Below are 26380 nucleotides of genomic sequence, written 5' to 3'. Positions count from 1 at the left end.
GCCCCGTGCGCTCGGCCCGCCACCACCGGTTTCAGGGAGCGCGTCGCCTTTGCGCTGTACTGGGCCGCGTCCGCGAGGCGGAAGAGGCGGCGGGCCGAGCGCACGGGGCCGATGGGGTCGCCCGTCGAGGCCACGCCGCAGGCCACGCCGTCGCCCAGGTCCAGTCCGGCCGCCCGTACGCAGAGTTCGGTGGAGGCGTGGATCACCTCGTCCGCCGTGGGGCCCACCGAGAGCAGGCAGAACTCGTCGCCGCCCAGACGGGCCGCCAGGGCTCCCGGCAGCATCGCGCCGCACAGCGAGAGCACCGAGCCGAAGCGTTCCAGGAGGCGGTCCCCCGTGGCGTGTCCCAGGGTGTCGTTGACCTTCTTCAGGCCGTTCAGGTCGCAGACGACCAGGCTCACCACGGCGCCGGTCGTACGGTGCGCCTCGATCGCCTCGTCCAGGCGTATGTCCACGGCCCGGCGGTTCGCGAGGCCCGTGAGGGGGTCGGTGAAGGCCAGCTTGCGCACCTCTTCGAGGCGCTCCGTCTGGGCGATTCCCGCCGCCACCACCGAGGCGAGGACGGTGGCGAAGTCCGCGTCGGCGAGGTCGAAGACCTCCGCGCCGGCCGGGCGCGCCACGTACAGCTCGCCCCACGCCCTGCCCCGCAGCACGATCGGGGCCACCACACAGCAGCCCCTGCCCCGGCGGCGCAGGGCCGCCATGCGCTGGTGGCAGTAGCCGGCCGTGGGTTCGTTCGGGCCGGCCGCCGTCTCGACCCAGGCGTTGGGCTGGCCGCCGCCCGCCCACTTCTCGTGCAGGAATTCCGTGATCTCCGGGAACTGGTGGACGGGGTACGTCTCGTCCTCGGGGAACTCGGCCTCCCCTTCCGCCAATGCGCCGACATTGACCAGGACCTTGAGGCGACCGAGTTCCCGCTCCCAGACCGAGAGCGCCGAGAAGCTTCCCGACAGCGCGCTGCCCGCGCCGAGCGCCGCCGCCCGCCAGGTCTCGCGCGGGCTCTGCGCGGCAGCCATGGCCTGCGCCAGCGAAACCACGGCATGCAGCCGATCGTCGTCACCCATTGCCCCAGTTTAAGGAGATTGGAGGCAGTTTGGGCATTCAGAAGCTACGGAGAGTGATTACTCGCCCGGCCAGTTCGGCTTCCGCTTCTCGTTGAAGGCGGCGACCCCCTCGGCCCGGTCGCCCGAGAAGGCCACCGAACGCCAGGCCGCGTCCTCGACCTCCAGGCCCGCCCTGAGGTCCAGGCCCTGCCCGAGTCGGAGCGCCCGCTTGGCCGCCCGCAGCCCCACCGGGGAGTTCGCCGCGATACGGGCCGCGAGTGCGAGCGCCTCGGGGCGTGCGTCCTCCGCGAGGATGTCCAGCAGACCCAGCTCGCGCGCCTCCGCCGCCTCCACCCGCCGCGCCGTGAAGACCAGTTCGGCGGCCCGCGCCGCCCCGACCCTGCGCGGCAGCAGCTGCGTACCGCCGCCGCCGGGAATCACCCCGACCGAGACCTCCGGGAGGCCCACCACCGCCGTCGCGTCCCCGACGATCAGGTCGCAGGCCAGCGCCAGTTCGAAGCCGCCGCCGAGCGCGAAGCCGTGGACCGCGGCGATCGTCGGCATCGGGAGGTCGAGGACGCCGGTGTACGCGGCCCTGGCGGTGGGCCGTTGGCGTACGAGATCCGCGTCCGTGAAGGAGTTGCGCTCCTTGAGGTCGGCGCCGACGCAGAACGCCCGGTCGTGGGTGGAGGTGAGCACCGTGACGCGGGCCGCGGGGTCGGCGGCGAGCGCGGCACAGGCCGCGGCGATCGAGCGGGCCATCTCGGTGGAGACGGCGTTCATCGCCTTGGGACGGTCCAGGACCAGCTCCGCCACATGCCCGTGGCGGCGGACGGCCACGTACTCGCCGAAACGCTCTTCAGGATCAGTCATCCGCGCACGATGTCAGGTGGTGCGGCGCGTGAGCAACCATGGCTCGACCACGCCGAGACCACGCACCGGGCGCTGCCACATGGGCTGGAGCGCGAAGCGGTACGAAGGGGGCTCGTCGCCCGTCTTCTCGGCCCGCTCGGCCTCCGCCGCCGCCTCCGCCTCGGAGACCGGGGCGTCTCCGGTACGGCTCAGCTCCTCGGCGAGCGCGCCGTCGACGAGCACCGTGTCCTTCGGAGCTATCGAGGTGAGGCGGCTCGCCAGGTTGACCGTCGTACCGAAGACATCGCCCATGCGGGTGGTGACCGTGCCGAAGGCGATGCCGACGCGCAGGGCGGGCATCGTCTCGTCGTTCGACAGCGTCTCGATCAGGCGCAGCGCGATCTCCGCCGCCGTGCCCGCGTCGTCCGCCGCGTACAGCACCTCGTCGCCGAGGGTCTTGATCAGGCGGCCGCCATGGGCCGCCACCAGGTCCGCGCACGTCGTCTCGAAGGACTCGACCAGTTCACCGAGCTCCTCCTCCTCCAGACGGCGGGTCAGCCGGGTGAAACCGACCAGGTCGGCGAAACCGACAGCGAGACGGCGGTCGACCATTTCCTCGTCGTCCGCCGCCTGTACGACACGGCCCGTCGCCGCCGCCAGCTGGCGTCGCCAGACGTACCGGAGGAATTCCTCCAGCTCGGGGAGGAGCAGCTCGACCAGGGGGTACGTGACCTCGGTGCGCGTCATCCCCGGCTCGGGCGGCTCGGTGAGGCCCTCCAGGAAGGAATCGATCTGCCACTCCGCCAGGCGGGCGGTGGTCTGGCCCGTGGACCGCGCCACCTGGACCGCCATCGGCTCGCTCAGCAGCCCGGCCTCGACGAGTCCCGCGAGGCGCCGCAGGGCGAGGACGTCCGCCTCGGTGAGCGCCTTCGCCTGGCCGATGTCGGCGAATCCCATCGCCCGCCAGAAGCGGGAGGCGAGCTCCATCGAGACGCCGGCGGTACGGGCGGCCTGAAAGGGGGTGTAGCGGCGTTCCGCGCCGAGAATGAGCTGTTCGAGGCGGATCGCGAGGGGATCGTTGTTCGGTTCGGCCGTGTGATCGACCTCATGATGCGGATTGGGGTACGGCGAGGACGCCACCGGCTCCGTGCTGCCGGACTCAGACGAGGTGTCGTCGACGGTCACCTGCCGCCTCCTGCCCATTCCCTGCGCACTGCCCTGCCGATCTCCGTTGATCTCCGCGGATCGCCTCAACCATACGACAGGTGTGCCGTAGCTCACGTGCCGATGTGGAGGTAAGGGGATTCAGATGGGCCGCAAGTGGACAATGTCGCCCGCGCCGACCGGATGCTGGACCCCTTCGCCGGTCGCCAGGACGAGCCGTCCGTCGCCGTCGACCGCCACTGCCTCGCCGGTCAGCGAGCGGTCGCCGGGGAGTTCCGCCCTCACCGTACGGCCAAGGGTCGAGCAGGCGGAGGCGTACGCCTCCTGCAGCCCCGACGCCTCCGGGTCGCCGTCCGCCGCGAGCCAGTCCCCGTACCACTGCTCCAGGGAGCGGAGCACGGCCCGCAGCAGGGGGTCGCGGTCGGTGGAGACCGCGCCGGCGAGGGCCAGCGAACCGGCCGTCGGGACGGGGAGCTCGTCCTTGCCGAGGGTGACGTTCAGGCCGATGCCGATCACGACCCCGTCCTCGCCCGCACGCTCGGCGAGGATCCCGCCCGCCTTGCGCTCTTCGCCGCCGACAGTGACGAGGAGGTCGTTGGGCCACTTCAGGGCCGTTTCCACACCGGCCGAACGGGCGAGACCGGTGGCCACGGCGACCCCGGTGAGCAGCGGGAGCCAGCCCCAGCGCTCGACGGGGATCGCGTGCCGGCCGGGCTTGAGGAGTACGGAGAAGAAGAGGCCCGAGCGGGCGGGCGCCGACCAGCGCCGGTCGAGACGGCCGCGGGCGGCGGACTGCTCCTCGGCGACCAGGACCGCGCCCTCGTCCGTACCGGCGGCGCGTGCGACGAGATCGGTGTTGGTCGAGCCGGTGGACTCCACGACGTCGAAGGAGGTCCAGAGCGTGCCCGGGCGCAACAGCGCCTGGCGCAGAGCGGCGGCGTTGAGGGGCGGGCGGTCGAGGCTGGACCAGCGATTCCCAGCAGGATCGGATGCAGTCATGCAAGCCACAGTAGGTGTGGGAAACGACGCAGTGCCGAGGCGTACCCACGCCGTTACGCTACGCGTGAGTAGCCAACGCCACACATGAGCAGCCAGGGAGCCGCAGCCCGATGCCTGAGTCGGAAGAGCAGCTAGCCAGAGAAATTGAAAACAGTCACACCACCGCGGGGAAGCTCGCGGACCTGCAGCGGCGGGTCGACGAGGCGACCCACGCCGGCTCCGCGCGCGCGGTCGAAAAGCAGCACGCCAAGGGCAAGTTGACGGCCCGCGAGCGCGTGGACCTGCTCCTCGACGAGGGGTCGTTCGTCGAGCTCGACGAGTTCGCCAGGCACCGCTCCACCAATTTCGGCATCGAGAAGAACCGGCCGTACGGGGACGGGGTCGTCACCGGGTACGGGACCGTGGACGGGCGCCCGGTCTGCGTCTACTCCCAGGACTTCACGATCTTCGGCGGATCGCTCGGCGAGGTCTACGGCGAGAAGATCGTCAAGGTCATGGACTTCGCGATGAAGACCGGCTGCCCGGTCATCGGCATCAACGACGGGGGCGGCGCCCGTATCCAGGAGGGCGTCGTCGCGCTGGGCCTGTTCGCGGAGATCTTCCGGCGGAACGTCCACGCGTCGGGTGTCGTACCGCAGATCTCCCTGATCGTCGGTCCCTGCGCCGGCGGTGCGGTCTACTCCCCCGCGATCACCGACTTCACGGTGATGGTCGACCAGACCTCGCACATGTTCATCACGGGCCCCGACGTCATCAAGACGGTCACCGGCGAGGACGTCGGCTTCGAGGAGCTGGGCGGCGCCCGTACGCACAACACCACCTCGGGCGTGGCCCACCACATGGCGGGCGACGAGAAGGACGCGATCGAGTACGTCAAGTCGCTGCTCTCCTACCTCCCGTCGAACAACCTCAGCGAGCCGCCGGCCTTCCCGGAGGAGGCGGACCTGGAGACGAACGACGAGGACCGCGAGCTCGACACGCTCATCCCGGACTCGGCGAACCAGCCGTACGACATGCACACCGCCATCGAGCACGTCCTGGACGACGGCGAGTTCCTGGAGACCCAGGCCCTGTTCGCGCCGAACATCATCACCGGCTTCGGGCGGGTGGAGGGCTATCCGGTCGGGATCGTCGCCAACCAGCCGATGCAGTTCGCGGGCTGCCTGGACATCAACGCGAGCGAGAAGGCGGCCCGGTTCGTCCGGACCTGCGACGCCTTCAATGTGCCGGTGCTGACCTTCGTGGACGTCCCCGGGTTCCTGCCGGGCGTCGACCAGGAGTACGGCGGGATCATCCGGCGCGGCGCCAAGCTGATCTACGCGTACGCGGAGGCGACCGTCCCGCTGATCACCGTGATCACGCGGAAGGCCTTCGGCGGTGCGTACGACGTCATGGGGTCCAAGCACCTCGGCGCGGACCTCAACCTGGCCTGGCCGACGGCGCAGATCGCGGTCATGGGCGCGCAGGGCGCGGTGAACATCCTGCACCGCAGGACGATCGCGGCATCCGTCGACGAGGCAGCCGCGGAGGCGACGCGGGCGACGCTGATCGCGGAGTACGAGGACGCGCTGCTCAATCCGTATGTCGCGGCCGAGCGCGGGTACGTGGACGCCGTGATCATGCCGTCGGAGACACGGCGCCATGTGGTGCGCGGGTTGCGGCAGTTGCGCAGCAAGCGGGAGTCGCTGCCCCCGAAGAAGCACGGCAACATCCCCCTGTAAGGAGCGGTCATGATCAAGGTCGTACGGGGCAACCCGACCCCTGAGGAGCTGGCCGCCGCACTGGCGGTGGTCCAGGCGCGCGCCGCGGCGACAGCCTCCGCGGTGTCGTCCGGTGCGCCGCTGCCGCCCGAGGAGTGGTCCGATCCGGCGCGGATCGCCCGCCACCGGCTGCAGCAGCCGGGGCCGCGGGCGTGGGCCAGGACGTACTGGCCCTCCTGATGCCCTCCCGATGGCCCTCCTGATTGACCAGAGGCGCTTGAGTACGCGTACTCAGGCGCCTCTGCGGTGTCCGCAGGAGTATCGGAAGCATGCTTTGGTCAGACCCGAAGAACGAGCCTCCGAAGGAGCTCCGCGATGCGCAGGCGATGCTGCGGAGGGCGGGCCTGCTTGTGGCGTTGCTGATGGTGGTGGGCATGATCGTCCTGGGCCTGGGCTAGCCCCGGTCGGCGACACCGGCCCCGCTTTGTCCTCAATCGCCGGACGGGCTTGATTTTGCTGGTGCGAGCCCGCCTGTGCGCGCACGAACCGCTTTATGCGTTCCCCCAACCTGCGGATGCGAGACGTCGCCGGCAAAAATCAGCCCGTCCGGCGATTGAGGACCGGGGGTCTGGGGGCGGAGCCCCCAGGGCGGGGGTCAGCTGCGGCAGGCGATCCCGTTTCGGTCCGGGTCCAGGCGCAAGGGGTCGTCTTTACCGTTGACCCGCAGCCTCCCGTATCCGTGCGACGCCAGCCACGCACACCGTGCCTTCGTCGTCGCCTTCACCGTCCCCGGGAACACCGTCGGCACGCACACGTTCACCGTCCCGTAGTGCCGGTCACACCCCGAGACCGTGGTGGACACCGGCACCGAAGTCCGCTTCGCGGAAGGGGACTTCGCAGACGCGGCCAGATCCCCCGCGAACCCGTGCACATGCGCCGCCGAAGCCGTCGCGTCCAGCGCCGTCGGACCCCCCAGATGCACCCACTGCGCCACCGAGGGAATCCCGTTCGCGTCCACCCCGAACAGCATGTACCAGCCGGGCGGCGCCAGGTTCGGGTTGCTCGTGACGTTCAGGTCGATCGTCTTGCCGTTGATGACCGACATCGGGAGGTCGACGAACCGCTGGTTCGGGTCGGAGGAGTGCGTGACCGCCGCAGGGCGGATCAGCTCCGCCTTCGCGATCGGGCGGTCCACCGTGATCCGCTGCGTGTCGCCGTACTTCCACTGGGAGTTGATGACCGACGTGATCGAAGGGCGCGGGCCCTTCAGCAGGTAAGGCGGCGTGTAGATCGACACGTTGTGGTTCCAGGTGCCGTTGCCCGGGTTGTCGCCCGTCGACATGACCCGCCCGTCCGGGAGCAGGAAGGACGAGGAGTGGTACGTCCGCTTCTGCGGGTCCGGCGCCATCGGCGTGAACGCGTTCGTCGTCGGGTCGAACATCGACGCCTCGTAGACCGGGTCGGCCCGGTCGTGCAGACCGCCGCCCGTCTCGAAGACATTGCCGTCCGGCAGCAGCACCGCGGAGACGTACATCTTGCCCTGCGCGCCCGTCTCCGGCTTCGCGCCCGCCCCCTGGTCGGCCGTCCCCTGCGGCAGCAACGGGCCTGCCACATAGGACGGGTTGGGCTGCTTCAGGTCGATGATGTCGGTGAGGCGGTTGCCCTCAGGGTTGGAGTTGACGTTGCCGCCGCCCATCGTCAGCACCCGCTGGTCCTGCGCCGGAGGCAGCAGCACGCTCGCCGACTGGTCGCGCTGGTCCTTGTTCTGCAGGCCCGGCACGTCGGTGATCGTATTGGCGTCGTAGTCGTAGACCGAGGCACCGGAGCCCGGCGTACCGTCGCCGAAGACATGGCTGCCGCTGTAGAAGAGCCGGCCGTCCTGCATCAGGATCATCGAGGGGTAGAGGCCCCAGTACGACCAGGTCTGGTTGACCTGGTTCATCGGCAGCCACTTGTTCTGCGCCGCCGAGAACTTCTCCGCCGTAACCGAACCCGTCGAGTCCTCGCGCAGACCGCCGAAGGACACCACGTCACCGCTGCCGAGCACGGTCGCCGACGGGTACCAGTGGCCGTCGTTCATGTCGTTGGTCCGCGTGTACGTCTCGGTGTCCGGGTCGAAGAGGTACGAGTCCTTCAGCCCCTCATAACCCACCTTCCCGTCCGCCGTCGGGTACGCCTTGTTGCCGCTCATCACGAGCACCCGCCCGTCGGCCAGCTGCACATGGCCCGAGCAGAACATGTCGGCGGGCGTCGGGATCGTCTTGTACGTGCCCTTCACCGGGTCGTAGACAGCCGAGGTGAACGTGCCCGCCGCGAAGGCCGCCGGGTCGTTCCCCGAGCCCGCGATCAGCAGCACCTTGCCGTTCTTCAGGACCACCGAGTGCATCGAACGGACGGGGTTCTGCGTCGGGAGCACATCCCACTTGCCCTTGGCGCACTGCTCGGTCGTGCCGCCGCAGACCGGGTCCACCGGTGGCGGGACGACCTCCGCCATCGCGTAGTCGTCGGTGGTGACCGACCCTGTCCCGTACACCGAGACACCCCAGGTGATGCGGTCCGTGCCCGCGGGGACGACCGGGGTGCGGACCGTGGCCTGTGCGTAACTCCCGCTCAGGTCAAGGGTTTTGAGGTCGGTCCAGTACTGCCAGCCGGCCGTCGCATCGTGCCGGAAGAGCGTGATGGACGCGTCGGGCGTCGTCGACTTGTACCAGAGCGAGAGGTCGTACTGGCTGTCCGCCGTCACCGCAGGGGCGCATGCCGCGCTCTCCGTGATCAGCGCCTTGCGGTCGCCCTCGACGCGACGCGTGACGGCCACCTTCATCGCCTTGGTCCCGCTGTGCGCGTCGGCGGTCGCACCGATCGTGAAGTCGTTGTCGCCCCAGCCCGACTTCTCCCAGCACTGCGGCATCCCATCCGTGCCGGCCGTCTCGAAGCCCGGGTTGGAGATGAGATTCGCTGCCGAGGCAGGGGCCTGTGCGGCCGCGAGCAGGGCGCCTGTCATCGCCCCGATCGCCACCAGTGCGGATATCCGTGTGCGGCTCGTACGTCTCATGCGACCTGACCGTCCTTCCTGTCCCTCTTGTCCTTACGGCTGCGGCGCGGCAGATAGACCAGCGCCTCCGTCCCCGCGAACCGCAGTACGAAGGTCAGCAGCAGCGCCACCACCGTCGCGGTCAGCACCCCCATCCCCCACTCCCCCACGAACAGGGCGATCAGCGGGATCCGCAGCACCAGATCGGCGTTGGCGATCAGCGCGAACCGGCCCGCCCGGTCCGCCCAGTGCCTGTGCCCGCGCCGCGAGCGGAAGAGGAGCAGTTCGATGAGGAGGAAGTTCCAGGCCACGCCTGCCTGGTTGGCGACGACCTCGGCCGCGAGGTAGTGCATCCCGGCCGCGTTCAGTGCGTGCAGCGCCAGGAGGTTCGGTACGAAGCCCGAGAGCCCGATCAGCCCGAAGACCAGCATCCGGGCGACCGGGGAGGCCGTACGCAGCTCGACCAGATGGCGCAGGAAGCGCATCCCCTCCCTGGCCGAGGACTTGGACTCGCCCGCGAACCGGTCCTGGAAGACGAAGGGCACCTCGGCGACGGTCTCCGGGCGGCAGCGCACCGCCAGCTCCAGGAGGATCTTGTAGCCGAGCGGCTTGAGCGCGTCCGCCGTCACCACACTGCGGCGGATCGCGAAGAAGCCGCTCATCGGGTCGGAGACGGAGCGCAGCAGGCGCGGGAAGAGCGCCTTGGTCAGCCAGGTCGCGCCGCGCGAGACGGCGACGCGGTAGCCGCCCGCGAGTCCGGCGCGGCTGCCGCCCGCGATGTAGCGGGACGCGACGACGAGGTCGGCGTTGGTGCGCTCACCGGCGGCGACCAGTTCGGGGACGAGCGAGGGCGGGTGCTGGAGGTCGGCGTCCATGACGACGATCCAGTCGGAGCCCGCCGTACGCAGCCCTTCGACGACCGCGCCGCCGAGGCCGCCCACCGGCTCTTCGCGGTGGATGACGGAGACCGGGAAGGGGCAGTCCTGCGCCGCGGCGGCGATGACCGCCGGGGTGTCGTCCGTGGAGTCGTCCACGAAGACGACCTCGCAGGGCAGCCTGGCGGGCACCGACTCCGCGAGACGGCGCAGCAACTCCCGTACGTTTCCGGACTCGTTGAAGGTCGGAATGATGATCGTGACCGCACCGGGCTCGGGGACCTCGACAGCCCTCACCGCCGGTTCGCCCAGTTCGTCGGAGCCTGTCGCATCGATCGGGGAGATGCTCATCGCACGCCTCCGGTGATCTTCCTGATCTCGATCCGGTCCTCGCCGGTGCCGAAGGTGGCGACCGGCGTCGAGTGCTCCAGTGCGGCCCTGACGTTCGGCAGATCGGGGGCGTCGCGCCGTACGGTCGGCGAGGCGACGACATAGTCGAGGTCGCGGTAGCCGTGCGGCATGGTCTTGGTGACGGCGGGGTCGAGGTCCGCCTTGTAGAACCAGATCGCGCCGTCGCCCGGCTGGTAGCCGGCGTGCACGAGGTCGAGCCAGAGCGCGTCGTCGACCAGGGCCCGGGTGTTCGCCGGGTCCGCCACCTGGGTCTTCATCCAGGCGGCGGCCTGGCGGTAGGGGCGGTTGGCGTCGACGGTGAGGGCGTCGTGGTTGCCGTCGTACCAGCGCGGGGCGACGTACGCGACGGCGGAGACGGCGAGCAGGACGGCGACCGTCCAGCGGGCGGGCATCGGTATCCGGAAGCGCTCCCGGTCGACTCCCTTGCGCAGTACGCCGTGCGCGATGCTCGCCGCACCGCCCGCCAGGACCAGCGCCAGGAAGGGCAGCGCCTGGATGACGTACATCGCGGGAAGGTAACCGGAGGGGCGCGACGCGACGACGGCGAGGATCGCCACCACCAGGGCGGGCCCCGCGAGCGCACGCGCGGTGATCGACCAGCGCAGGGTGGCCAGGAGCAGCAGCGCACCGGCCAGACCGCCGAGCGGCAGCACCCGGTCGTAGTACAGCCAGGACTGGAAGACGCCGTGCGACCCCGAGGCGGTGTCGAAGACCGAGCCGGAGCCGGGGCGGCTCATCTGGTACGTGATGCCGTCGACCAGCGAGACGTGTCCCGGTCCTGGGAGCAGCTCGTTCTTGAGCAGGGCGTAGAGCGGATACGCGAGCCCTATCAGGACGCATGCGGTGACCGCCCCGGTGACCGCGTACTTGCGGGTGTCGCTGTGGCTGTGGCGCCACATCGTGACGAGGAGGGCGGGCAGGACCAGCAGCATCGTTTCTTTGGAGAGGACCGAGGCCGCGCCCGCGATACCCGCCGCGAAGTGGTGCCAGAGATGGCGGTTGGGCGATGCGGCCAGGCAGAAGGCGAGCAGCATCCACATCACGGCGATGTTGTCGAGGAAGATCTCGCGCTGCAGGACCACGGAGAGCGGGGACAGGCCGAAGAGCACCATCGCCAGGGCCGAGGCCCAGCGCGGCAGGAAGAGCCGGCGTGCCAGTACGTACAGGAAGACCGCGGACGCCGCGCTGACCGCGAGCATCGCGAAACGCATCGTCGCCACGGTCATGTTGTCGGGCGAGAACAGCGAGGGGATCCAGGTGAGGAACGCGATCTGGATCCAGCCGAGCGGCGGGTGGTCGTACCAGTAGGTGTAGTGCGCGAGGCCGTGGCCCTGCTGGACCGCCCAGGCCTGCGCGAGGTAGGTGCCCTCGTCGTCGCTGAGGGAGGGGAAGCGCGTGATGTTCCAGCCCTGGACGGTCAGGATCAGCGTCAACAGGACCGCGCACAGGGCGAGATCGGGGCGCGAGCGCCGGAAGCGGACGACGGGGCGCGGCTCGTGCGGCAGTCGTCCTGACGGACGGCCGCCCGGACGGCGGTGGTCGCGCTGGACGGGGATCGTCGTGGTGGTGGTCACCGGGGCCGGGGTGGGGGCAAGGGAGGTCACTGGAGGACGTCCTCTCGGATGCTGTTACCGGCACCGGGAAGGTGCGCGCCGGTGTGACTGGTCAGCTCCCACTCGTTGCGGCCCTGATGCTCGCGCCAGACGGCGCGGATCGCGGCGCCCGCGAGGAGCACCTGGTAGAAGGGGCCGCCGACGATGAGCTTGAGGTAGTGGATGAGCCGGACGCGCAGGCCGTACTGGGTGCCGAAGTCGTGCAGGCCGACGATCTCGAAGACGAACGTGACCATCGCGGTGATCAGCGGCAGGAAGGTGATGACCGCTATGCCGACGGGCACGTCGAGGAAGAGCGCCACGGCGACGTTGAGCGGGATGACGACGCCGGTGAAAGCCTGCAGGAAGGGTGTGGCGAGGGTGTAGCGGGCCAGCAGCCGCTGGCGCCAGGTGGGCAGTTGCTTCCAGTCCTTCTTCCGGTAGACCTGGAGGAAGCCCTGGTTCCAGCGGGTGCGCTGCTTGAGCAGGGAGACCAGGGTGCCGGGGGTCTCCTCGCGGGTGACCATGTCCGCGTCGTACGCGACGACGACCTTCTTGCCCACCGAGGAGAGCCGTACACCGAGATCGCAGTCCTCGGCGAGGCAGTCGGGGTCCCAGCCGTCGGCCGCGCGGAGCACATCGGTGCGGACGAAGACGGTGTTGCCGCCGAGCGGGATGAAACCTTTCGCCGCGTGCAGATGGAGGCGGGAGCGGAACCAGAAGAAGTACTCCAGGCAGTTGCGCAGGGCGTACCAGCTGGAGTGGAAGTTGATCAGCTGTACGCCGCCCTGGACGACGTCCGCGCCGGTCGAGACGAACGCGTGGTCCACGTGCGCGAGCAGCTCGGGGTGGACCTGGTCCTCGGCGTCGAAGACCCCGACCACATCGCCACGGCACTGCGGCAGCGCGGTGTTGAGCGCCCTGGGCTTGTTCTTCTTCTCATGGGTGTCGACGACGACGCGCACCCGGCCGGGGTCGCGGCGCGCCGCACGCTCGGCGACCTCGGCGGTCTCCGGGTCGTCGTGCCCGACGATCACGATGATCTCGAAGTCTTGGTGGCTGGACTCCAGCAGCCGCTCGATCGTGTGCTCGAGCACCAACTGCTCGTGGCGGGCGGGCAGAAGCAGCGAGAACGACAGGCCCGACGCCTCGGTCGGGGCGTCGAACCTGGTCGCGGCAAGCGTCTCGGGCGTACGCCAGGCGTGCATCTGCCACCAGAGCGTGAAGCCCGCCATCCAGAACAGCACCAGTGAGACTGCGGCAACGAACAGCGATATGAACACAGGTATGGATCCCCCCTAGTACAGGGGTGGCACGAGGCAGCTCCTGGCAGGCCCCCCTTGGCCGCCGGCGCCTCAGCAATCCCCTGATCCCCCACGCGCACTCCCCAGTGCGCGCGTCACTCTCTCCTCAACTGTGGTGAGAATATAGGGAATAAGTGAAGATCAGTGACACCGCCAGGAAAATCCTGTGTTTCGCTTATACCTCCGAAAGCCGTTGCGCCAGGTCATCGGGGGTGCCAACCGGAGCCGCACAGATGAAGTTCCGACATACGTACGCCGCCGCACCTCCGTCGAGCAGCGGCCGGTCCGCGAGGAGCGGGAACTCGTCGCCGCCCGGCTCCCCCACGGCGACCACGGCCCCGGGAGCCGTCGACAGCAGCGCGGTGCGGTGCAACTCCCTGACCAGAGCGTCGCCCCGGGGCCCTACGACGGCGACCTCGCGCGGCCCGTCGAGCGCGGCCTCCGCGACGGCCAGGCCCCACCCGATGAATCGCGGCGCACGCGGCCCGAGCGCCTTCACCACACCCAACGCCCCTTCCGCGGCCGTGCGATGGGCCTCGGAACCGGTGTGTGCCGCATACGAAAGCAGCGCACCGGCAGCCGCCGTCCACCCCGACGGGGTGGCGTTGTCGGTCGGATCCTGCGGCCGGCGGATCAGCTTCTCGGCGTCATGGGCGGTGTCGTAGAGGGTCCCGTTCTCGCCGGTGAACTGATCGATGACGAGATCGAGCAGGAACCCGGCGAACTCCAGCCAGACGCCCTCGCCGGTGACCCCTGCCAGCGCGAGGAACCCTTCGGCGACATCGGCGTAGTCCTCAAGGACCCCCGCGTTGCGGCCGACCCTGCCGTCCTTGGAGGTACGCGAGAGACGCGCCCCGGCGTCCATGTGCACCCGTACGAGAAGATCGGCCGCCTCCGTGGCCCGCTCGATCAGATCGGGCCGGTCGAAGTACGCCCCCACCTCGGCCAGCGCGGCGATGGCGAGCCCGTTCCAGGCGGCGACCACCTTGTCGTCGCGCCCGGGGGCGGGCCGCTCGGCGCGGGCGGCGAGGAGCCTGGCGCGTACCACGTCGTCGACGTCCGCACCCGGCAGCTGCAGCACCGACGAGCCTTCCTCGAAGGTCCCCTCCCCGGTGACCCCGAAGACCGCGGCGGCCCGCTCACCGGCCTCTTCGCCGAGCACGTCGCGCAGCTGCGCGGGCGTCCAGACGTAGTACGCGCCCTCGACGTGCTTGCCGGTCCCGTCGTCGCTGTCGGCGTCGAGCGCGGAGGCGAACCCGCCCTCGCTGGTGCGCAGTTCGGTGGCGATGAAGTCGGCGGTCTCCAGGGCGACGCGGCGGGCGAGGTCGGATCCCGTGGCGCGCCACAGATGCGCGTACACCCGGCAGAGCAGCGCGTTGTCGTACAGCATCTTCTCGAAGTGCGGGACCACCCACTCGCGGTCCACGGAGTACCGCGAGAACCCGCCCCCGAGCTGGTCGTACATCCCGCCGCGGGCCATCGCCTCGCAGGTGTCGGCGGCCATCTGCAGCGCGCCCTCGGAGTCGGTGCGCGCGTAGTGCCGCAGCAGGAACTCCAGCGCCATCGACGGCGGAAACTTGGGCGCCCCGCCGAACCCGGCGCTCTTCGCGTCGTACTCGCGCGTCAGCCCGAGCAGCGCCTGCGCGAGGTCGTCCTCGCCGGGCGTCTCCGGGGAGTCGTACGCGAGGGACCGCGCCGCCAGATCCTGCACGATCTTCCCGGCCACCTCGTCGACCTCGCCGCGCCGGTCGGTCCAGGCGGAGTGCACCCCTTCGAGCACCTGGCGGAAGGAGGGCATGCCGTGACGGGGCGCGGGCGGGAAGTACGTACCGAAGTAGAAGGGGCGGGCGTCCGGGGTGAGGAAGACGGTCATGGGCCAGCCGCCCTGCCCGGTGGCGGCCTGGACGGCCTCCATGTAGACGGCGTCGACGTCCGGGCGCTCTTCGCGGTCGACCTTGACGCAGACGAAGTGCTCGTTCGCGTACGCGGCGGTGACGATGTCCTCGAAGGACTCGTGCGCCATGACATGACACCAGTGGCAGCTCGAATACCCGACGCTGAGCAGCACAGGAACCCCCCGCCGCTGAGCCTCCTCGAAGGCTTCGGGCGACCACGGCCACCAGTCCACCGGGTTGTCGGCGTGCTGGAGGAGGTACGGGGACGTCTCGTGCGCGAGTCGGTTGGCCATGGCCCAATCCTCGCTCACGTGGCGGAGCCCCGTTCGTTCGCCACGGGTGCGGCGTACGAACGGGGCAAGGTCCGGCAGGGAACGGCTGGTCGTACCAGGTGTCGGGGTTCAGCCTGCCCAGGGTGTTCCCCTTCTTCAGCATCTTGGTGACGACGTACCGGGCGATGAGGCTGTAGACCGCCTCGGTGGGGTGGCCCAGGTCGCTCGTCGGTGATGCGTGTGGTGCCGTCACGGCGTTGCGCGGGTACTTCTTCTGTCGGCCGCGGCGGGAGGGGCCGGCCCGCTGGACGTACGCACATGGAGGTGAGCGTCTCGGCCATGTCGGGCGGCCCCGGCCGCCGCTTGACTGGCGTACATGACAGAGAACACGCACACGACGCAGCAGCGCACCGGCACCTCCGGACTCGTCCTCGGGACGGCACTCGCCCTGACGGGGATCGTCTCGGGCGTCTTCTACGCCTACTCCACCTCGGTGATGCTCGCGCTCGGCGACACCGGCGACCGGACCTTCATCGAGGTCATGCAGAGGCTCAACGACCGGATCCAGAACCCGGTGTTCTTCCTCGCCTTCTTCGGTGCGCTGGTGCTGACCGGCATCTCGTACTGGCAGCTCAGGAAGACCGCGGCCCGCTGGTGGGTGCTCGCCGCGCTCGTGCTGTACGCGGCCGTCTTCCTCCTCACCTCGGGCGTGAACGTCCCGCTCAACGACCAGCTGGCGCACGCAGGGGACCCGGCGCGGATCGCCGACCCGGGCGCGGTGCGCGAGAAGTTCGAGGGGGCGTGGGTGGCGTGGAACCACGTGCGCGGCGTGCTGTCGATCGCGGCCGTGGGGTGCCTGGGGCGGGCGCTCTTCCTCTACGGGAGGTACGGGAGGTACGGGAGGACCACGCAGCCCGCGCCGGCTCAGGACCCCGCGTACTTCTCGTCCGCCGCCGGGTCCAGTGCCAGCCGGTAACCCCTCTTGACCACCGTCTGGATCAGCCGGGGCTCTCCCAGGGCCGTCCGCAGCCGGGTCATCGCCGTCTCCACGGCGTGCTCGTCGCGGCCGGATCCGGGGAGGGCCTTCAGCAGGTCCGCGCGCGAGACGACCCAGCCGGGGCGGCGGACGAGGGCGCGCAGGAGGGACATCCCGGCGGGGGGCACGGGACGGAGTGCGTCGTCGACGCAGACCGCGTGGCCCCGGATCTGCACCCGGTGGCCGGCGATCGGCAACAGGCGGGCACGGGAAGGCAGTTCGGCGCAGACGACCTGCACCAGGGGGCCGAGCCTGAACCGTTCGGGCTGGACCGTGGCGACCCCCACCGCCTGCAGCGGCAGCGCGGTCACCGGGCCGACGCAGACGGCGAGCACATCCTGGTGGAGGGCGGCGAGCAACTCCCGCTCCAGTCCCCGTTCCTGGGCCCGCGCGAGGAGCGAGGCGGCGGCGGGCGCACTCGTGAAGGTCAGGGCGTCGAGCGAGCGGGCGACCGTCGCGTCGAGGAGCCGGTCCAGCGGCCCTATGTCCTCGGGCGGCATCCACCGGTAGACCGGTACGGCCACCACCTCGGCACCCCCCGCCTCCAGCGACTCGACGAAGCCGGGCAGCGGTTCCCCGTGCAGCTGGATCGCGACCCGCCGCCCTTCGACGCCCTCCGCGAGCAGCCGGTCGAGGACCTCGGCCATCGACTCGGAGGCCGGTGACCACTGCTCGGTGAGCCCCGCCGCCCTGATCGCTCCCTTGACCTTGGGGCCGCGGGCGAGGAGTTCGGAGTCGCGCAGTACGGCGAGCAGTTCGTCCCCGATCCCCCAGCCGTCGGCCGCCTCGACCCAGCCGCGGAATCCGATGGCGGTGGTGGCGATCACGACGTCAGGCGCCTGGACGATCAGCGCCTTGGTCGCGTCGAGGAGTTCGGTGTCGTCGGAGAGGGGAACGATCCGCAGCGCGGGGGCGTGGAGCACGACCGCCCCACGCCGCTGGAGCAGCACCCCGAGCTCCTCGGCCCGGCGGGCGGCCGTGACTCCGACCGTGAATCCTGCCAGGGGGCCTTGCTGCCGGGGTACTGCCACTGACTCGTCTCGCATGGTTGCTGAGGATTCCAAGGGCGCGTGACGGGTTCGGTTCGCGGGCATTTCCTCGCTGTTACGGCTAGACCTCGGCGTAGGTGAGCTGGGGAGTTGCCGTAACGGTTGCTGTACGGCGTGATCCGCGAAGGTATACCGCCCAGGTGAGTGCGAAACACGCCGCGTAGAAGGCGAGGAAGGAGACAAACGCCGCGGTTCCGGTGCCGGCCGTCTGGAACGACTGGCGGAAGGCGAGGTTGATGGCCAGCCCGCCGAGTGCGCCGACCGCCCCGATGAGCCCCATGGCCGCACCTGAGAGCCTGCGTCCGTACGCGGCCGCCGCTTCCCCCGCCATCCCCTTCGCCAGCGCCTTCTGCTGGAAGATGCCCGGGATCATCTTGTACGTCGAGCCGTTGCCGAGCCCGGTCAGTACGAACAGCGCGATGAAGCCGACCAGGAAGATCCCGAGGGACTTCTGCACGGAGGCGTAGATGACGACCGAGGTGGCCGCCGCCATGGCCGCGTAGTTCCACAGGGTGATCCGGGCCCCGCCGTGGCGGTCGGCGAGCCAGCCGCCGACGGGCCTGATGAGCGAGCCGAGCAGCGGGCCGATGAAGGTGAGCGACGCGGCCTGCAGCGGGGTGCGGCCGAACTGGGTCTGCAGGACGAGTCCGAAGGCGAAGCTGTAGCCGATGAAGGAGCCGAAGGTCCCCACGTACAGGAAGGACATGATCCAGGTGTGCGGGTCGCGCGCGGCGTCCCTGGCCGCCCCGGTGTCGTTCCTGACGGGTGCCAGGTTGTCCATCCTGAGTGCGGCGCAGAGCGCGGCGACGACGATCAGCGGGATGTAGACGGCGAGCAGGATGCGCGGGTGCGTGGCCCCGGCCGTACCGATGACGAGGAGGCCGACGAGCTGGACGACGGGGACCCCGATGTTGCCGCCGCCCGCGTTGAGCCCGAGCGCCCAGCCCTTCTTCCGCAGCGGGAAGAAGGCGTTGATGTTGGTCATGGAGGAGGCGAAGTTGCCGCCGCCGACGCCGGCGAGGGCCGCCACGACCATGAAGGTCGTGTACGAGGTCCCCGGTTCCATCACCACGTACGCCGCGATGGTCGGCACCAGCAGGAGCCCCGCGCTGACGATCGTCCAGTTGCGTCCGCCGAAGCGTGCGACGGCGAAGGTGTACGGGACCCGGGCGATGGCGCCGACCAGGGTGGCCATGGAGATCAGGAAGAACTTCCCTGCCGGGTCGACCCCGTACTTCGGCCCCATGAACAGGACCATCACCGACCACAGGGTCCAGATGGAGAATCCGATGTGCTCGGAGAGGACGGAGAAGAGCAGATTGCGCCGGGCGATCTTCTCCCCGCCCCCCTTCCAGAAGGTCTCGTCCTCCGGGTCCCACTGCTCGATCCAGCGGCCACTCATCGCGCCTCCACGGGGGGTGTTTGTCTGTCCGATGACAGACAACCGACCGTAGGCACCGGCGGTTTCGCCCTCGTGGCTGTACGTGACCGGCGCGCAACCTTGCTCTCACCCGGGACCCGGCGGCCCGGTGAGGTCCGCCGCCTGGCCGTCGCCGGTCCGCCGCCGCTCAGCCCCAGTGCGCGGGGCGCACCAGCGATCCGGGCAGGCGGGTGGCGGCGTCGCCCCTGGCCGCGTTGAGCTGGGGCTGGGTGAGGAAGAAGGCGCCGGTGAGGTCCGCCCCGGAGAGGTCCGTATCGCGGAGGTCGGCGCCTATGAGGTCGGCGAGACGGAGGTCGGCGCCGGAGAGGTCGGCGGCGATGAGATAGGCGCCGCGGAGGTCGGCGCCGCGCAGGTCGGCCTTGCGGAGACGGGCGCCCATCAGGTCGGCGCCCCTGCGGTTCTTGTTCTTGCCGGGGTTCCCGCGCACGAGTTCGCTGGTGCGCAGGAGAAGGGCGTTGACCTTCGCGCGCCGGGCGGCGACGTCGAGAGCGGCGAGGTCGCCGGGGCCGAGAAAGGTGAGGGCCTCGGTCTCGTCGCGTACGAGACGCAGCTCGGGGTGCAGGGGGCGGGCCGGGTCCAGGGTCAGCGCTTCGGTGACGTAGAAGAGGAGCTCGTGGAGCTGGCGTACGACGGGGAAGACCCCGAACATCCGCTGGGCGGTGTCCGGGGCCTGCCGCCAGTCCTTGGAGCCGAAGGTGACCTGGGAGACCTTCTGGCCGGCGCCGAAGCAGTCGTACACGGTGCAGCCGGCGAAGCCTTTGTCGCGGAGCCGGGTGTGGATCCCGCAGCGGAAGTCCTGCTGGAGGTTGGCGCAGGGCTTGCCGGCGGGTTTGGTGACGGCGAAGTCGGCGGAGGCGGCGAAGGGGAGGGCGACGCAACAGAGCCCGAAGCAGTTGGCGCAGTCGCCCTTGAGGGCCGGGGAGGGGGCTTCGGTCATGGTGCGGGATTCCTTCGTGCGCGGCTCAGGCGGGGTCCAGGACAGTCTGCCGCAGCGAACGGGTGAGGTCCTCGACACCCTTTCTGTCATCCTTGTCGAAGCTGCTGCCGACAGACATGACCGTGCCGTAGCTGCCCTTGTCGCCCCAGGTGCAGATGCCCTTGGACTCGCCGTTCGTGTACGCCAGATCGACGGTCATGCAGCGCATCCAGCCGCCGTAGGCGCCCGGGTCCGCGTCCCACTCCTCGAAGTCCGCGTTGTCCCCGAGGCCTTGCCGCATGGCGCTCCGGAAGCTGTCGACGTCCTTGGACGACATCTCGTGCATGTCTCCGTACATGCCGAACAGGACAATTGCCGCACCGGGGACCTCCGTGTCCGGATCATCCACGTAGGCGTGCGCGAACGGCTCGATCCCCGACCTGCCCATGTTCTGGCCCAGCACAGCGGCGAGGGAGTCGAGGATCGGAGCATCCACGACTTCGTTCATACCCCGGAAGTGGGACGGTGCCGATGCCGTGTAGCGCGGGTACTCCAGGTACTGGGCGTACTGCCACATCACGGAGCCCGCGGCCGCCGAAAGGGACACCACGAGCACCAGGGCGGTCAGCGCCTTCTCTCTGCGCGTGTACGACACCGATGGTGCGACCGCATCCGTCAACACCGGTGCATCAGCGGGGAGTTCACGTACATCCGCCCGCTTGCGCGCACCTCGCAGCACCCCGCTCAGCACCCGGTGCGGCACCGCCGTGAGCAGCGCCCCGCACGACACCCACCACGGCAGCCGGAACGCGGGTACGGACAGGAACACCGCCGCCTGCACCGCGGCCAGCACCAGCGCGCTTCCGAACGGAGCCCGCACCAGGGTCCGCATCAGCCCCCGCCGGGGCCGCTCCAGCGCGGTGAGCGTCTCAGCGAGCACCGCGAGGCGGTCGTCGCCCGGCCGTTCCGCGGCCCGCTCGTACACCTGCGCCGCCGGCTCCCCCGCGCGCAGCGCGAGCCGGGCGTCCTGCCGCTGCACCCGTGCCCGCGAGGCCGGCTTCGGCCCGCTCACGCCCCTGCCGCCCGAGGCCTGGGCAGCCCGTACGGCCTGAGCGGATCCCGGGGCCAGTTCCTGCAGCCGGGCCACGAGTTCGACCGCGCGGCGAGGACGTCCCGGGTGCTCGAAACCGTCGCTCTGCAGGCAGAACTGGGCATATTCGGACAGCAGGTCCAAGTCGTCGGGGAAGGAATCGAGCCCCTCCCGGAAGACGGCCTCCGCCCGGTCGTCGTGGTCGTCCGCGTCCTCCGCCGCATGGGCCCGGCCCAGTACGACGTACAGCCCCGCATGCTGCCCCGCGTCAGGACCGTCCTCCGACAGCCCCTCCCGCGCGACCCGCCGGGCCTCGCTCAACCGCCCTGCCCGCAGCAGCGCCTCCGCTTTCGCGCGCGCCGACATGACCTCTGTGCTCTCGCCCTGCATGTGCTGTGTCCCCACCCCTGGTGCAACGGCCGATCCCCTCGGCGGCCGCAACTATCGCCCGGGGCTGCCTGCCTGGTCAACCGGGGTTTTCCGCGAGGTGCCGCCGGTGGGCCACAGTCGTGGCCGCCGCTTCGCGGCCACGTCCTCGATCCAGCCGACCGCGACGATCATCAGCCCGATCAGTGGCCAGACCAGCACGAACATCAGCACGCTCGACAGGGTGGTGAGCTGGGCGTCGAAGCGGTCGTCGAGCCAGGGGATGTTGTAGAGCTGGTCGAGGAGCGGCACGGTCGCCATGATCAGGGCGTTGTGCCAGAGGTAGATCGTCACCGCCCGGTTGTTGGACAGGGTGATCACCTTGTCGAACTTCGCGAGTCTGCCCGGCAGTTGCTGCCATGAAGGTGAGTACGCGAGGAGGATCGCGCACGCCCCGAATGACCAGGCCGCCTGGGCGAGGGGGATGTCGTTGAGGTCCCAGCCGTCCGGGCCGAGGTGGCCCGAGGCCCACCAGAGGCCGAAGACCATCACCGGGACCGCGCAGGAGACCAGGAAGTAGCGCGGCACCTTCTGCAGCACGCCCTCCTGGTGGGCGAAGCCCAGCATCCAGCAGGAGCCGAAGACCGCGAAGTCCGTGAGGGCGAGCCCCGGTTCGCCCGGGACCGTGACCAGGCCGGTGGAGAGCAGCGCGGTCAGACCGAGCGGGGCGAGCAGCGTCGGCCAGGGCAGCCGGCGGAAAGCCTTGAGGAGGAGCGGGGAGAGCAGCACGAACCAGAGGTAGGCGCGGATGTACCAGAGCGGGCCCACCGCCTGGTCGGGCCAGGTCGGGTCGAGCAGCCCCCCGTCGCCGCCGAGCGTGTCCGGGTAGCCGGGGGCGCCGACCGGCAGGACGTACATCAGCAGCTTGGTCCAGTCCGGGCGCCACCCCGCGGAGACCATCGCCGTGAGCGCCAGCGCGCCGAACGCCCACATGGGCGGGAGCAGTCGGCGCAGTCGGCCGCGGATCACGCCGAGTGCGGGGCGCGAGAGGGAGCGGGCCATCAGGGAGCCCGCGAGGGCGAACATCACGCCCATGGAGGGGAAGACGACCGACAGCCAGCCCCAGCCGAAGAGGTGGTAGACGACGACCCGGAAGAGGGCTACGGAGCGGAGCAGGTCGAGGTAGCGGTCGCGGCCGGGGGCGGTGGTGCGGGCGGTGGTCCCGGCCCGGTGGGCGCGGCGTGCCGCCGGGACGGCGACGTGGCGGGGGCCCGCATCGGACGACGGGGTGGTGCTGCTCATGCGACGGTCCTCCGTTGCGGGGTCGCACCCGGTGCGTCGACCACTCCGGTACGGCGGAGCTTCTGCCAGCGCAGACGGCCGCCGGTGAGAGCGGTGATCCACGACTGGAGCAGCACGACGTACATCAGCTGCCGGTAGAGGATCTGCTGGAGCGGGAGCGAGACGAGATGGGTCATGCGCTCGCGGTCGAGCCGGAAGGCGTACGCGGCGCAGGCGGCCTGGATGGCCAGGACCGCGCCCCAGGCGAGGGCGGTCTTGAAGGTGGGGCCGAAGACCAGGCCGTACACGAGGAAGACGTCGATCAGGGGTGCGAGGAGGGGGGCGAGCACCATGAAGAGCGAGACCAGGGGGAGCCCGACGCGGCCGAAGCGCCCTGACGGGCCGCGTTCGACCACCGCGTGGCGGTGCTTCCAGATGGCCTGCATGGTGCCGTAGGACCAGCGGTAGCGCTGCGACCAGAGCTGCTGCACGGACTCGGGCGCCTCGGTCCAGGCGCGCGCCTTCTCCGCGTAGACGACCCGCCAGCCGTCGCGGTGCAGCGCCATGGTGATGTCGGTGTCCTCGGCGAGGGTGTCCTCGCTCATCCCGCCGACCCGGTCGAGGGCCTCGCGGCGGAAGGCGCCGACCGCGCCAGGGATGGTGGGCATGCAGTTCAGGACGTCGTACATCCGGCGGTCGAGGTTGAAGCCCATGACGTACTCGATGTGCTGCCAGGCCCCGATCAGCGAGTCGCGGTTGCCGACCTTGGCATTGCCCGCGACGGCGCCGACGGTCGGGTCGCCGAAGGGCTGCACGAGCTCGCGGACGGTCGAAGGCTCGAAGACCGTGTCGCCGTCCATCATCACGACGAGGTCGTAACGGGCGTGCGCGATACCGTTGTTGAGGGCAGCCGGTTTGCCCGCGTTGTGCTGGCGCACCACCCTCACGTACGGCAGCCGCAGCTGGTCCACGATGTCCGCGGTGCCGTCGTTCGACCCGTCGTCGACGACGATGATCTCGATCATGTGGTCGCTCGCGGCGAGCGAGCGCACGGTGTTGGCGATGCACTCGCGCTCGTTGTACGCGGGGACCACGACCGAGACGGGACGGGTGACCTCGGGCCCCCAGCGGAAGCCGCGCCTGCGCACCCGCCGCGCATGGACGGCGGCGAGGACCAGCATCAGCCCGAAGCGGACGAAGACCAGGACGCCGATCACGGCGAGGCCGACGACCAGGACGCCGGTGACCTGGTCCGAGACACCGACGACGAAGACGAAGGCCTTGCCCTTCCAGAGGTCGATGCCGGTGACCCGGGTGTGCGCGCTGGGGGCGCCCAGCGCGTCGGTGAGATTGCTGAACCGGTAGCCCTTCGCCTGGAGTTCGGGCAGGAAGCGGTCGAGGGCGGCGACGGTCTGCGCCCTGTTCCCGCCCGCGTCGTGCATCAGCACGACCGCGCCCTTGCCGCCCCGGGGCGTCGCATTGTCGATGATCTTCGCGACGCCGGGCCGCTCCCAGTCCTCACTGTCGGTGGAGTCGAGCGCGGTGATGTACCCGCGGCTCCCGACGTACTGGATGACCGGCCAGTTCTCGTCGTCGATCGCGTCGGCGAAGGAGGAGTACGGCGGCCGGAAGAGCGAGGAGCGGATCCCCGCCGCGCCCGCGAGCGCGAGCTGGGTCTGCGAGAGCTCCCAGTTGATGCGGCTCCTGGACTGGTAGGAGAGATCGGGGTGGTTGAAGGTGTGCACCCCCACCTCGTGCCCCTCGGCCACCATCCGCCGCACCAGGTCCGGATAGCGGGAGGCGTTGGCACCGGTGACGAAGAAGACCGCGTGGGCGTGGTACTTCTTCAGCTCGTCCAGGACCTTCGGTGTCCACTTCGGATCGGGTCCGTCGTCGAAGGTGAGGACGATCCGGTGGTTCGGGATGTCGAGGCTGGTGGGCTTGGCGGGCGTACGCGCGTCGATGACCGGGCCGCCTTCGAGAATGCGGTCGGGCACCTCGTCGGTGGCCGCCTCGGGCCGGATCCGGTGGTCGGGGGTGATCTCGTTGTGCACATAACCGCGCACCAGCAGCATCGCGAAGAGCGCGACGAGGACGAGCGGCGGGAGCAGCAGCCGCATGGGGAACGTGCGCCGGGCCGCAGCGCGCCGGCCGCTCACCTGCGGTGCGTCCGCCGCGCCGCAGCGGGGGACGGGGTGTCGGCCGGCGGTGCGCTCACGGTCCCGCTGGGCGAGGCCTCCGGGGAGGAGGGCGCCGACGGGCTGGCGGCGGGCGAGGGCGGCGACGACGGAGAGTCTCCCGGCAGCGGGCCGACGACGCCCGGACTTCCGGCGACCGAGGGCCCCGGCTTCACGACGGCCGTGGCGTGCGGCGCCGCGCTGCCGCTGACGGCGGGGCTCGCCCCCGCGGTCCCGGTGACGGTCGCGCCCGGAGTGCCGGTGACGCCCGGGACACCGGTGGCGCCGAAGGTACGGCTGCCCGGCGCGGCGGCCGCGCCCTTGGACGCGTCGGCGCCGGGCGGGACCCGTACCGTGTCCGCCGCCTTCTTGCCGTCGTCGGACGGGCCGGGGATGAGCAGCCAGGGAGCGCTCGAATTGCCGCCGAGGACGGTGACGACGAGCATCACCGCGTAACAGGCGCAGACGACCCCGGCGAGCCAGCCGAGACGCCGGATCTTCCGGCCTCTGCGCCCGCTCGCGTCGACGAAGACCGGCCGTCCGTCCGGGCTCTCGCCCACGACGGCGCCCGCGCCACCGGCAGTGACTTTGTCCGCAGGGTCCTCGGCCGGTGCTTCCGCCGCTTCGCGGCCGAGCCCGTCACGCTGGACCGTCACATCGTGCGGTTCATACACATGCCCGAAGAGGGCACCTTCTTGCCATTTATCCACCACTGTTGAACGCACTCCCCCACTGACCTGTGTCGCTTTCGCGCCATGAGACCGGATCGCTCGCCGCCCGGACGGAGTCCCCACTCCGTCCGAGCGCCCCCTACCCTGCTGAATCCGGAACGCGAATGTAGCGCACCACCACACCCCTCCGTTGCCACTGTCCGTAGTTGGTCACATGTACGACTCATCCACGACCGGAATCCATGCCCCCGGGGGTCTCTCCAGCCACGCGCGCTCCGCCACCAGCGCATCTGCAGCCCCACGCATCACCTCTAGTCCCGGGTGTCGCAGCCCTTTCCGCCACACCAATGAGATGGGCGAGAGGGGCACGGGATCGACGATCGGCCGCAGCGCCATCCCCTCCACTTCGATGAAGTCGGTGCTCGCCAGCACCGACCACCGCCGTTTGCGGATCACTCGTGCGAATTCCTCGGCGCCCTCGATCTCGGGAAAGGGGGCGGCAAGACCGATTCCCCTGCCCGCGAAGAGCCGTTCCGCCAGGTCGGTCCACTCGGCGGTGGCCGGATTGCCCGCGGCGGCATAGAGGGTCTCGCCCGCGAGCGCGGCGAGCGGGACCTCCGCCAGGGCGGCCAGCGGATGGTCGTCAGGCAGCAGGACGGCCATCCGCTCGTAGCGCAGGGGCCGGTGCTCCAGGGCGTCCCGCAGCGCACCGGGAAGCCCGGCGATGCGCCCCGCCGACACATCGAGCCGCCCGGCGACGATCTCGGCGGCGGCCCCGGTCAGCCCGCTGTGGAAGCGCGCGACGAATTCCAGCTCGGGAGCCGACTGCCGGGCCCGACCGAGGAGCTCGAAGGCGGCGCCGACCGGAGCCCCCACATCCACGAGGAGCGGCCGCACACCGTCGGTCCACGCGGCGGCCAGCTCGTCGTACGCGCCGAGCACACGGCGGGCGTACGGAAGGAGCCGCACGCCGTCCTCCGTGAGCGACACCTGCCGTGTCGTCCGCACGAAGAGCGCACACCCCAACTCCCGCTCCAGCCGCCGGACATCACGGCTCAGCGCCTGCTGAGCGACGTAGAGACGGGCGGCGGCGCGGGTGAAGTGAAGGTCCTCGGCAACGGCGGAGAAAGCACGCAGGAGCCGGGGGTCGATGTCGTGGGGCACGGGCTGAATTTACAGCGGGCAGAAATGGGCCCCGTGCCCCACGACATCGAC

21 protein-coding genes are annotated in these 26380 nt (G+C 70.5%); 4 read left to right on the top strand and 17 right to left on the bottom strand.

Going from position 1 to position 26380, the window contains the following annotated elements; translation table 11 throughout:
* The 4 genes from J0695_RS19710 to J0695_RS19695 all read right to left on the bottom strand — a co-directional run.
* Positions 1-1064, bottom strand: a 1064-nt coding sequence (locus J0695_RS19710) for a GGDEF domain-containing protein (RefSeq protein ID WP_206963416.1), incomplete at its 3' end; no start/stop codon positions are given.
* Between the two features lie 57 nt (positions 1065-1121).
* Positions 1122-1916 carry an enoyl-CoA hydratase/isomerase family protein gene (locus tag J0695_RS19705; RefSeq protein WP_206963415.1) on the bottom strand — a complete coding sequence of 265 codons (795 nt, stop codon included), beginning with the start codon at positions 1914-1916 and terminating at the stop codon, positions 1122-1124.
* A gap of 12 nt (positions 1917-1928) precedes the next feature.
* Positions 1929-3080 carry an adenylate/guanylate cyclase domain-containing protein gene (locus tag J0695_RS19700; RefSeq protein ID WP_206963414.1) on the bottom strand — a complete coding sequence of 384 codons (1152 nt, stop codon included), beginning with the start codon at positions 3078-3080 and terminating at the stop codon, positions 1929-1931.
* 120 nt (positions 3081-3200) lie between these two features.
* Positions 3201-4058 (bottom strand): biotin--[acetyl-CoA-carboxylase] ligase, encoded by an 858-nt coding sequence (locus J0695_RS19695; protein WP_206963413.1) that lies wholly within the window; start codon positions 4056-4058, stop codon positions 3201-3203.
* A 110-nt stretch (positions 4059-4168) separates the two neighbouring features.
* Here J0695_RS19695 and J0695_RS19690 point away from each other — a divergent pair, with 110 nt between their 5' ends.
* From J0695_RS19690 to mmpB, 3 genes are all read left to right on the top strand, one after another.
* Positions 4169-5779: an acyl-CoA carboxylase subunit beta gene (locus J0695_RS19690; RefSeq protein ID WP_206963412.1), complete on the top strand. Its 1611-nt coding sequence runs from the start codon at positions 4169-4171 to the stop codon at positions 5777-5779.
* Between the two features lie 9 nt (positions 5780-5788).
* Positions 5789-5998: an acyl-CoA carboxylase epsilon subunit gene (locus J0695_RS19685; protein ID WP_206963411.1), complete on the top strand. Its 210-nt coding sequence runs from the start codon at positions 5789-5791 to the stop codon at positions 5996-5998.
* A gap of 89 nt (positions 5999-6087) precedes the next feature.
* On the top strand, positions 6088-6216 hold the full coding sequence (mmpB, locus tag J0695_RS45205; protein ID WP_277990001.1) for a morphogenic membrane protein MmpB: 129 nt from the start codon (positions 6088-6090) through the stop codon (positions 6214-6216).
* A gap of 197 nt (positions 6217-6413) precedes the next feature.
* On the opposite strand, the gene J0695_RS19680 is transcribed toward mmpB, so the two are convergent.
* The 5 genes from J0695_RS19680 to J0695_RS19660 form a co-directional block, all read right to left on the bottom strand.
* The gene (locus tag J0695_RS19680) at positions 6414-8810 is read right to left on the bottom strand and encodes a galactose oxidase early set domain-containing protein (protein ID WP_242552911.1); all 2397 of its coding nucleotides are present in this window, start codon (positions 8808-8810) and stop codon (positions 6414-6416) included.
* Positions 8807-10015 (bottom strand): glycosyltransferase, encoded by a 1209-nt coding sequence (locus J0695_RS19675; RefSeq protein WP_206963410.1) that lies wholly within the window; start codon positions 10013-10015, stop codon positions 8807-8809. The genes J0695_RS19680 and J0695_RS19675 overlap by 4 nt, the downstream gene beginning before the upstream one ends.
* A complete protein-coding gene (locus J0695_RS19670; RefSeq protein WP_372445797.1) occupies positions 10012-11679 on the bottom strand; it encodes an ArnT family glycosyltransferase in 1668 nt (555 codons plus the stop codon). Before J0695_RS19670 ends, J0695_RS19675 begins: the two co-directional genes overlap by 4 nt.
* The gene (locus tag J0695_RS19665) at positions 11676-12950 is read right to left on the bottom strand and encodes a glycosyltransferase (protein WP_307798694.1); all 1275 of its coding nucleotides are present in this window, start codon (positions 12948-12950) and stop codon (positions 11676-11678) included. The genes J0695_RS19670 and J0695_RS19665 overlap by 4 nt, the downstream gene beginning before the upstream one ends.
* 196 nt (positions 12951-13146) lie before the next feature.
* Positions 13147-15159 (bottom strand): thioredoxin domain-containing protein, encoded by a 2013-nt coding sequence (locus J0695_RS19660; RefSeq protein WP_206963409.1) that lies wholly within the window; start codon positions 15157-15159, stop codon positions 13147-13149.
* Positions 15160-15514: 355 nt separating this feature from the next.
* On the opposite strand from J0695_RS19660, the gene J0695_RS19655 reads away from it, so the two are divergent.
* The gene (locus tag J0695_RS19655) at positions 15515-16114 is read left to right on the top strand and encodes an anthrone oxygenase family protein (protein WP_206963408.1); all 600 of its coding nucleotides are present in this window, start codon (positions 15515-15517) and stop codon (positions 16112-16114) included.
* Here J0695_RS19655 and J0695_RS19650 read toward each other — a convergent pair.
* The 8 genes from J0695_RS19650 to J0695_RS19615 form a co-directional block, all read right to left on the bottom strand.
* Positions 16063-17220, bottom strand: a complete 1158-nt coding sequence (locus J0695_RS19650; protein WP_242552910.1) for a uroporphyrinogen-III synthase — start codon at positions 17218-17220, stop codon at positions 16063-16065. The genes J0695_RS19655 and J0695_RS19650 overlap by 52 nt on opposite strands.
* Positions 17221-17284: 64 nt before the next feature.
* Positions 17285-18625: a nitrate/nitrite transporter gene (locus J0695_RS19645; protein ID WP_206963406.1), complete on the bottom strand. Its 1341-nt coding sequence runs from the start codon at positions 18623-18625 to the stop codon at positions 17285-17287.
* 166 nt (positions 18626-18791) lie between these two features.
* Positions 18792-19601 carry a pentapeptide repeat-containing protein gene (locus J0695_RS19640; RefSeq protein WP_206963405.1) on the bottom strand — a complete coding sequence of 270 codons (810 nt, stop codon included), beginning with the start codon at positions 19599-19601 and terminating at the stop codon, positions 18792-18794.
* A 25-nt stretch (positions 19602-19626) separates the two neighbouring features.
* Positions 19627-21060 carry a hypothetical protein gene (locus tag J0695_RS19635; protein WP_206963404.1) on the bottom strand — a complete coding sequence of 478 codons (1434 nt, stop codon included), beginning with the start codon at positions 21058-21060 and terminating at the stop codon, positions 19627-19629.
* 51 nt (positions 21061-21111) lie between these two features.
* The gene (locus tag J0695_RS19630; RefSeq protein WP_206963403.1) at positions 21112-22338 is read right to left on the bottom strand and encodes an acyltransferase family protein; all 1227 of its coding nucleotides are present in this window, start codon (positions 22336-22338) and stop codon (positions 21112-21114) included.
* Positions 22335-24437, bottom strand: a complete 2103-nt coding sequence (locus tag J0695_RS19625; protein ID WP_206963417.1) for a bifunctional polysaccharide deacetylase/glycosyltransferase family 2 protein — start codon at positions 24435-24437, stop codon at positions 22335-22337. Before J0695_RS19625 ends, J0695_RS19630 begins: the two co-directional genes overlap by 4 nt.
* 35 nt (positions 24438-24472) lie before the next feature.
* A complete protein-coding gene (locus tag J0695_RS19620) occupies positions 24473-25150 on the bottom strand; it encodes a hypothetical protein (protein ID WP_206963402.1) in 678 nt (225 codons plus the stop codon).
* 225 nt (positions 25151-25375) lie between these two features.
* Positions 25376-26329: a LysR family transcriptional regulator gene (locus J0695_RS19615; RefSeq protein ID WP_206963401.1), complete on the bottom strand. Its 954-nt coding sequence runs from the start codon at positions 26327-26329 to the stop codon at positions 25376-25378.
* Positions 26330-26380 lie beyond the last annotated feature (51 nt).

It is taken from the genome of Streptomyces beijiangensis (assembly GCF_017315755.1).
Taxonomy (GTDB): Bacteria; Actinomycetota; Actinomycetes; order Streptomycetales; family Streptomycetaceae; genus Streptomyces; species Streptomyces beijiangensis.
This window is presented reverse-complemented; position numbering and strand designations above follow the sequence as displayed.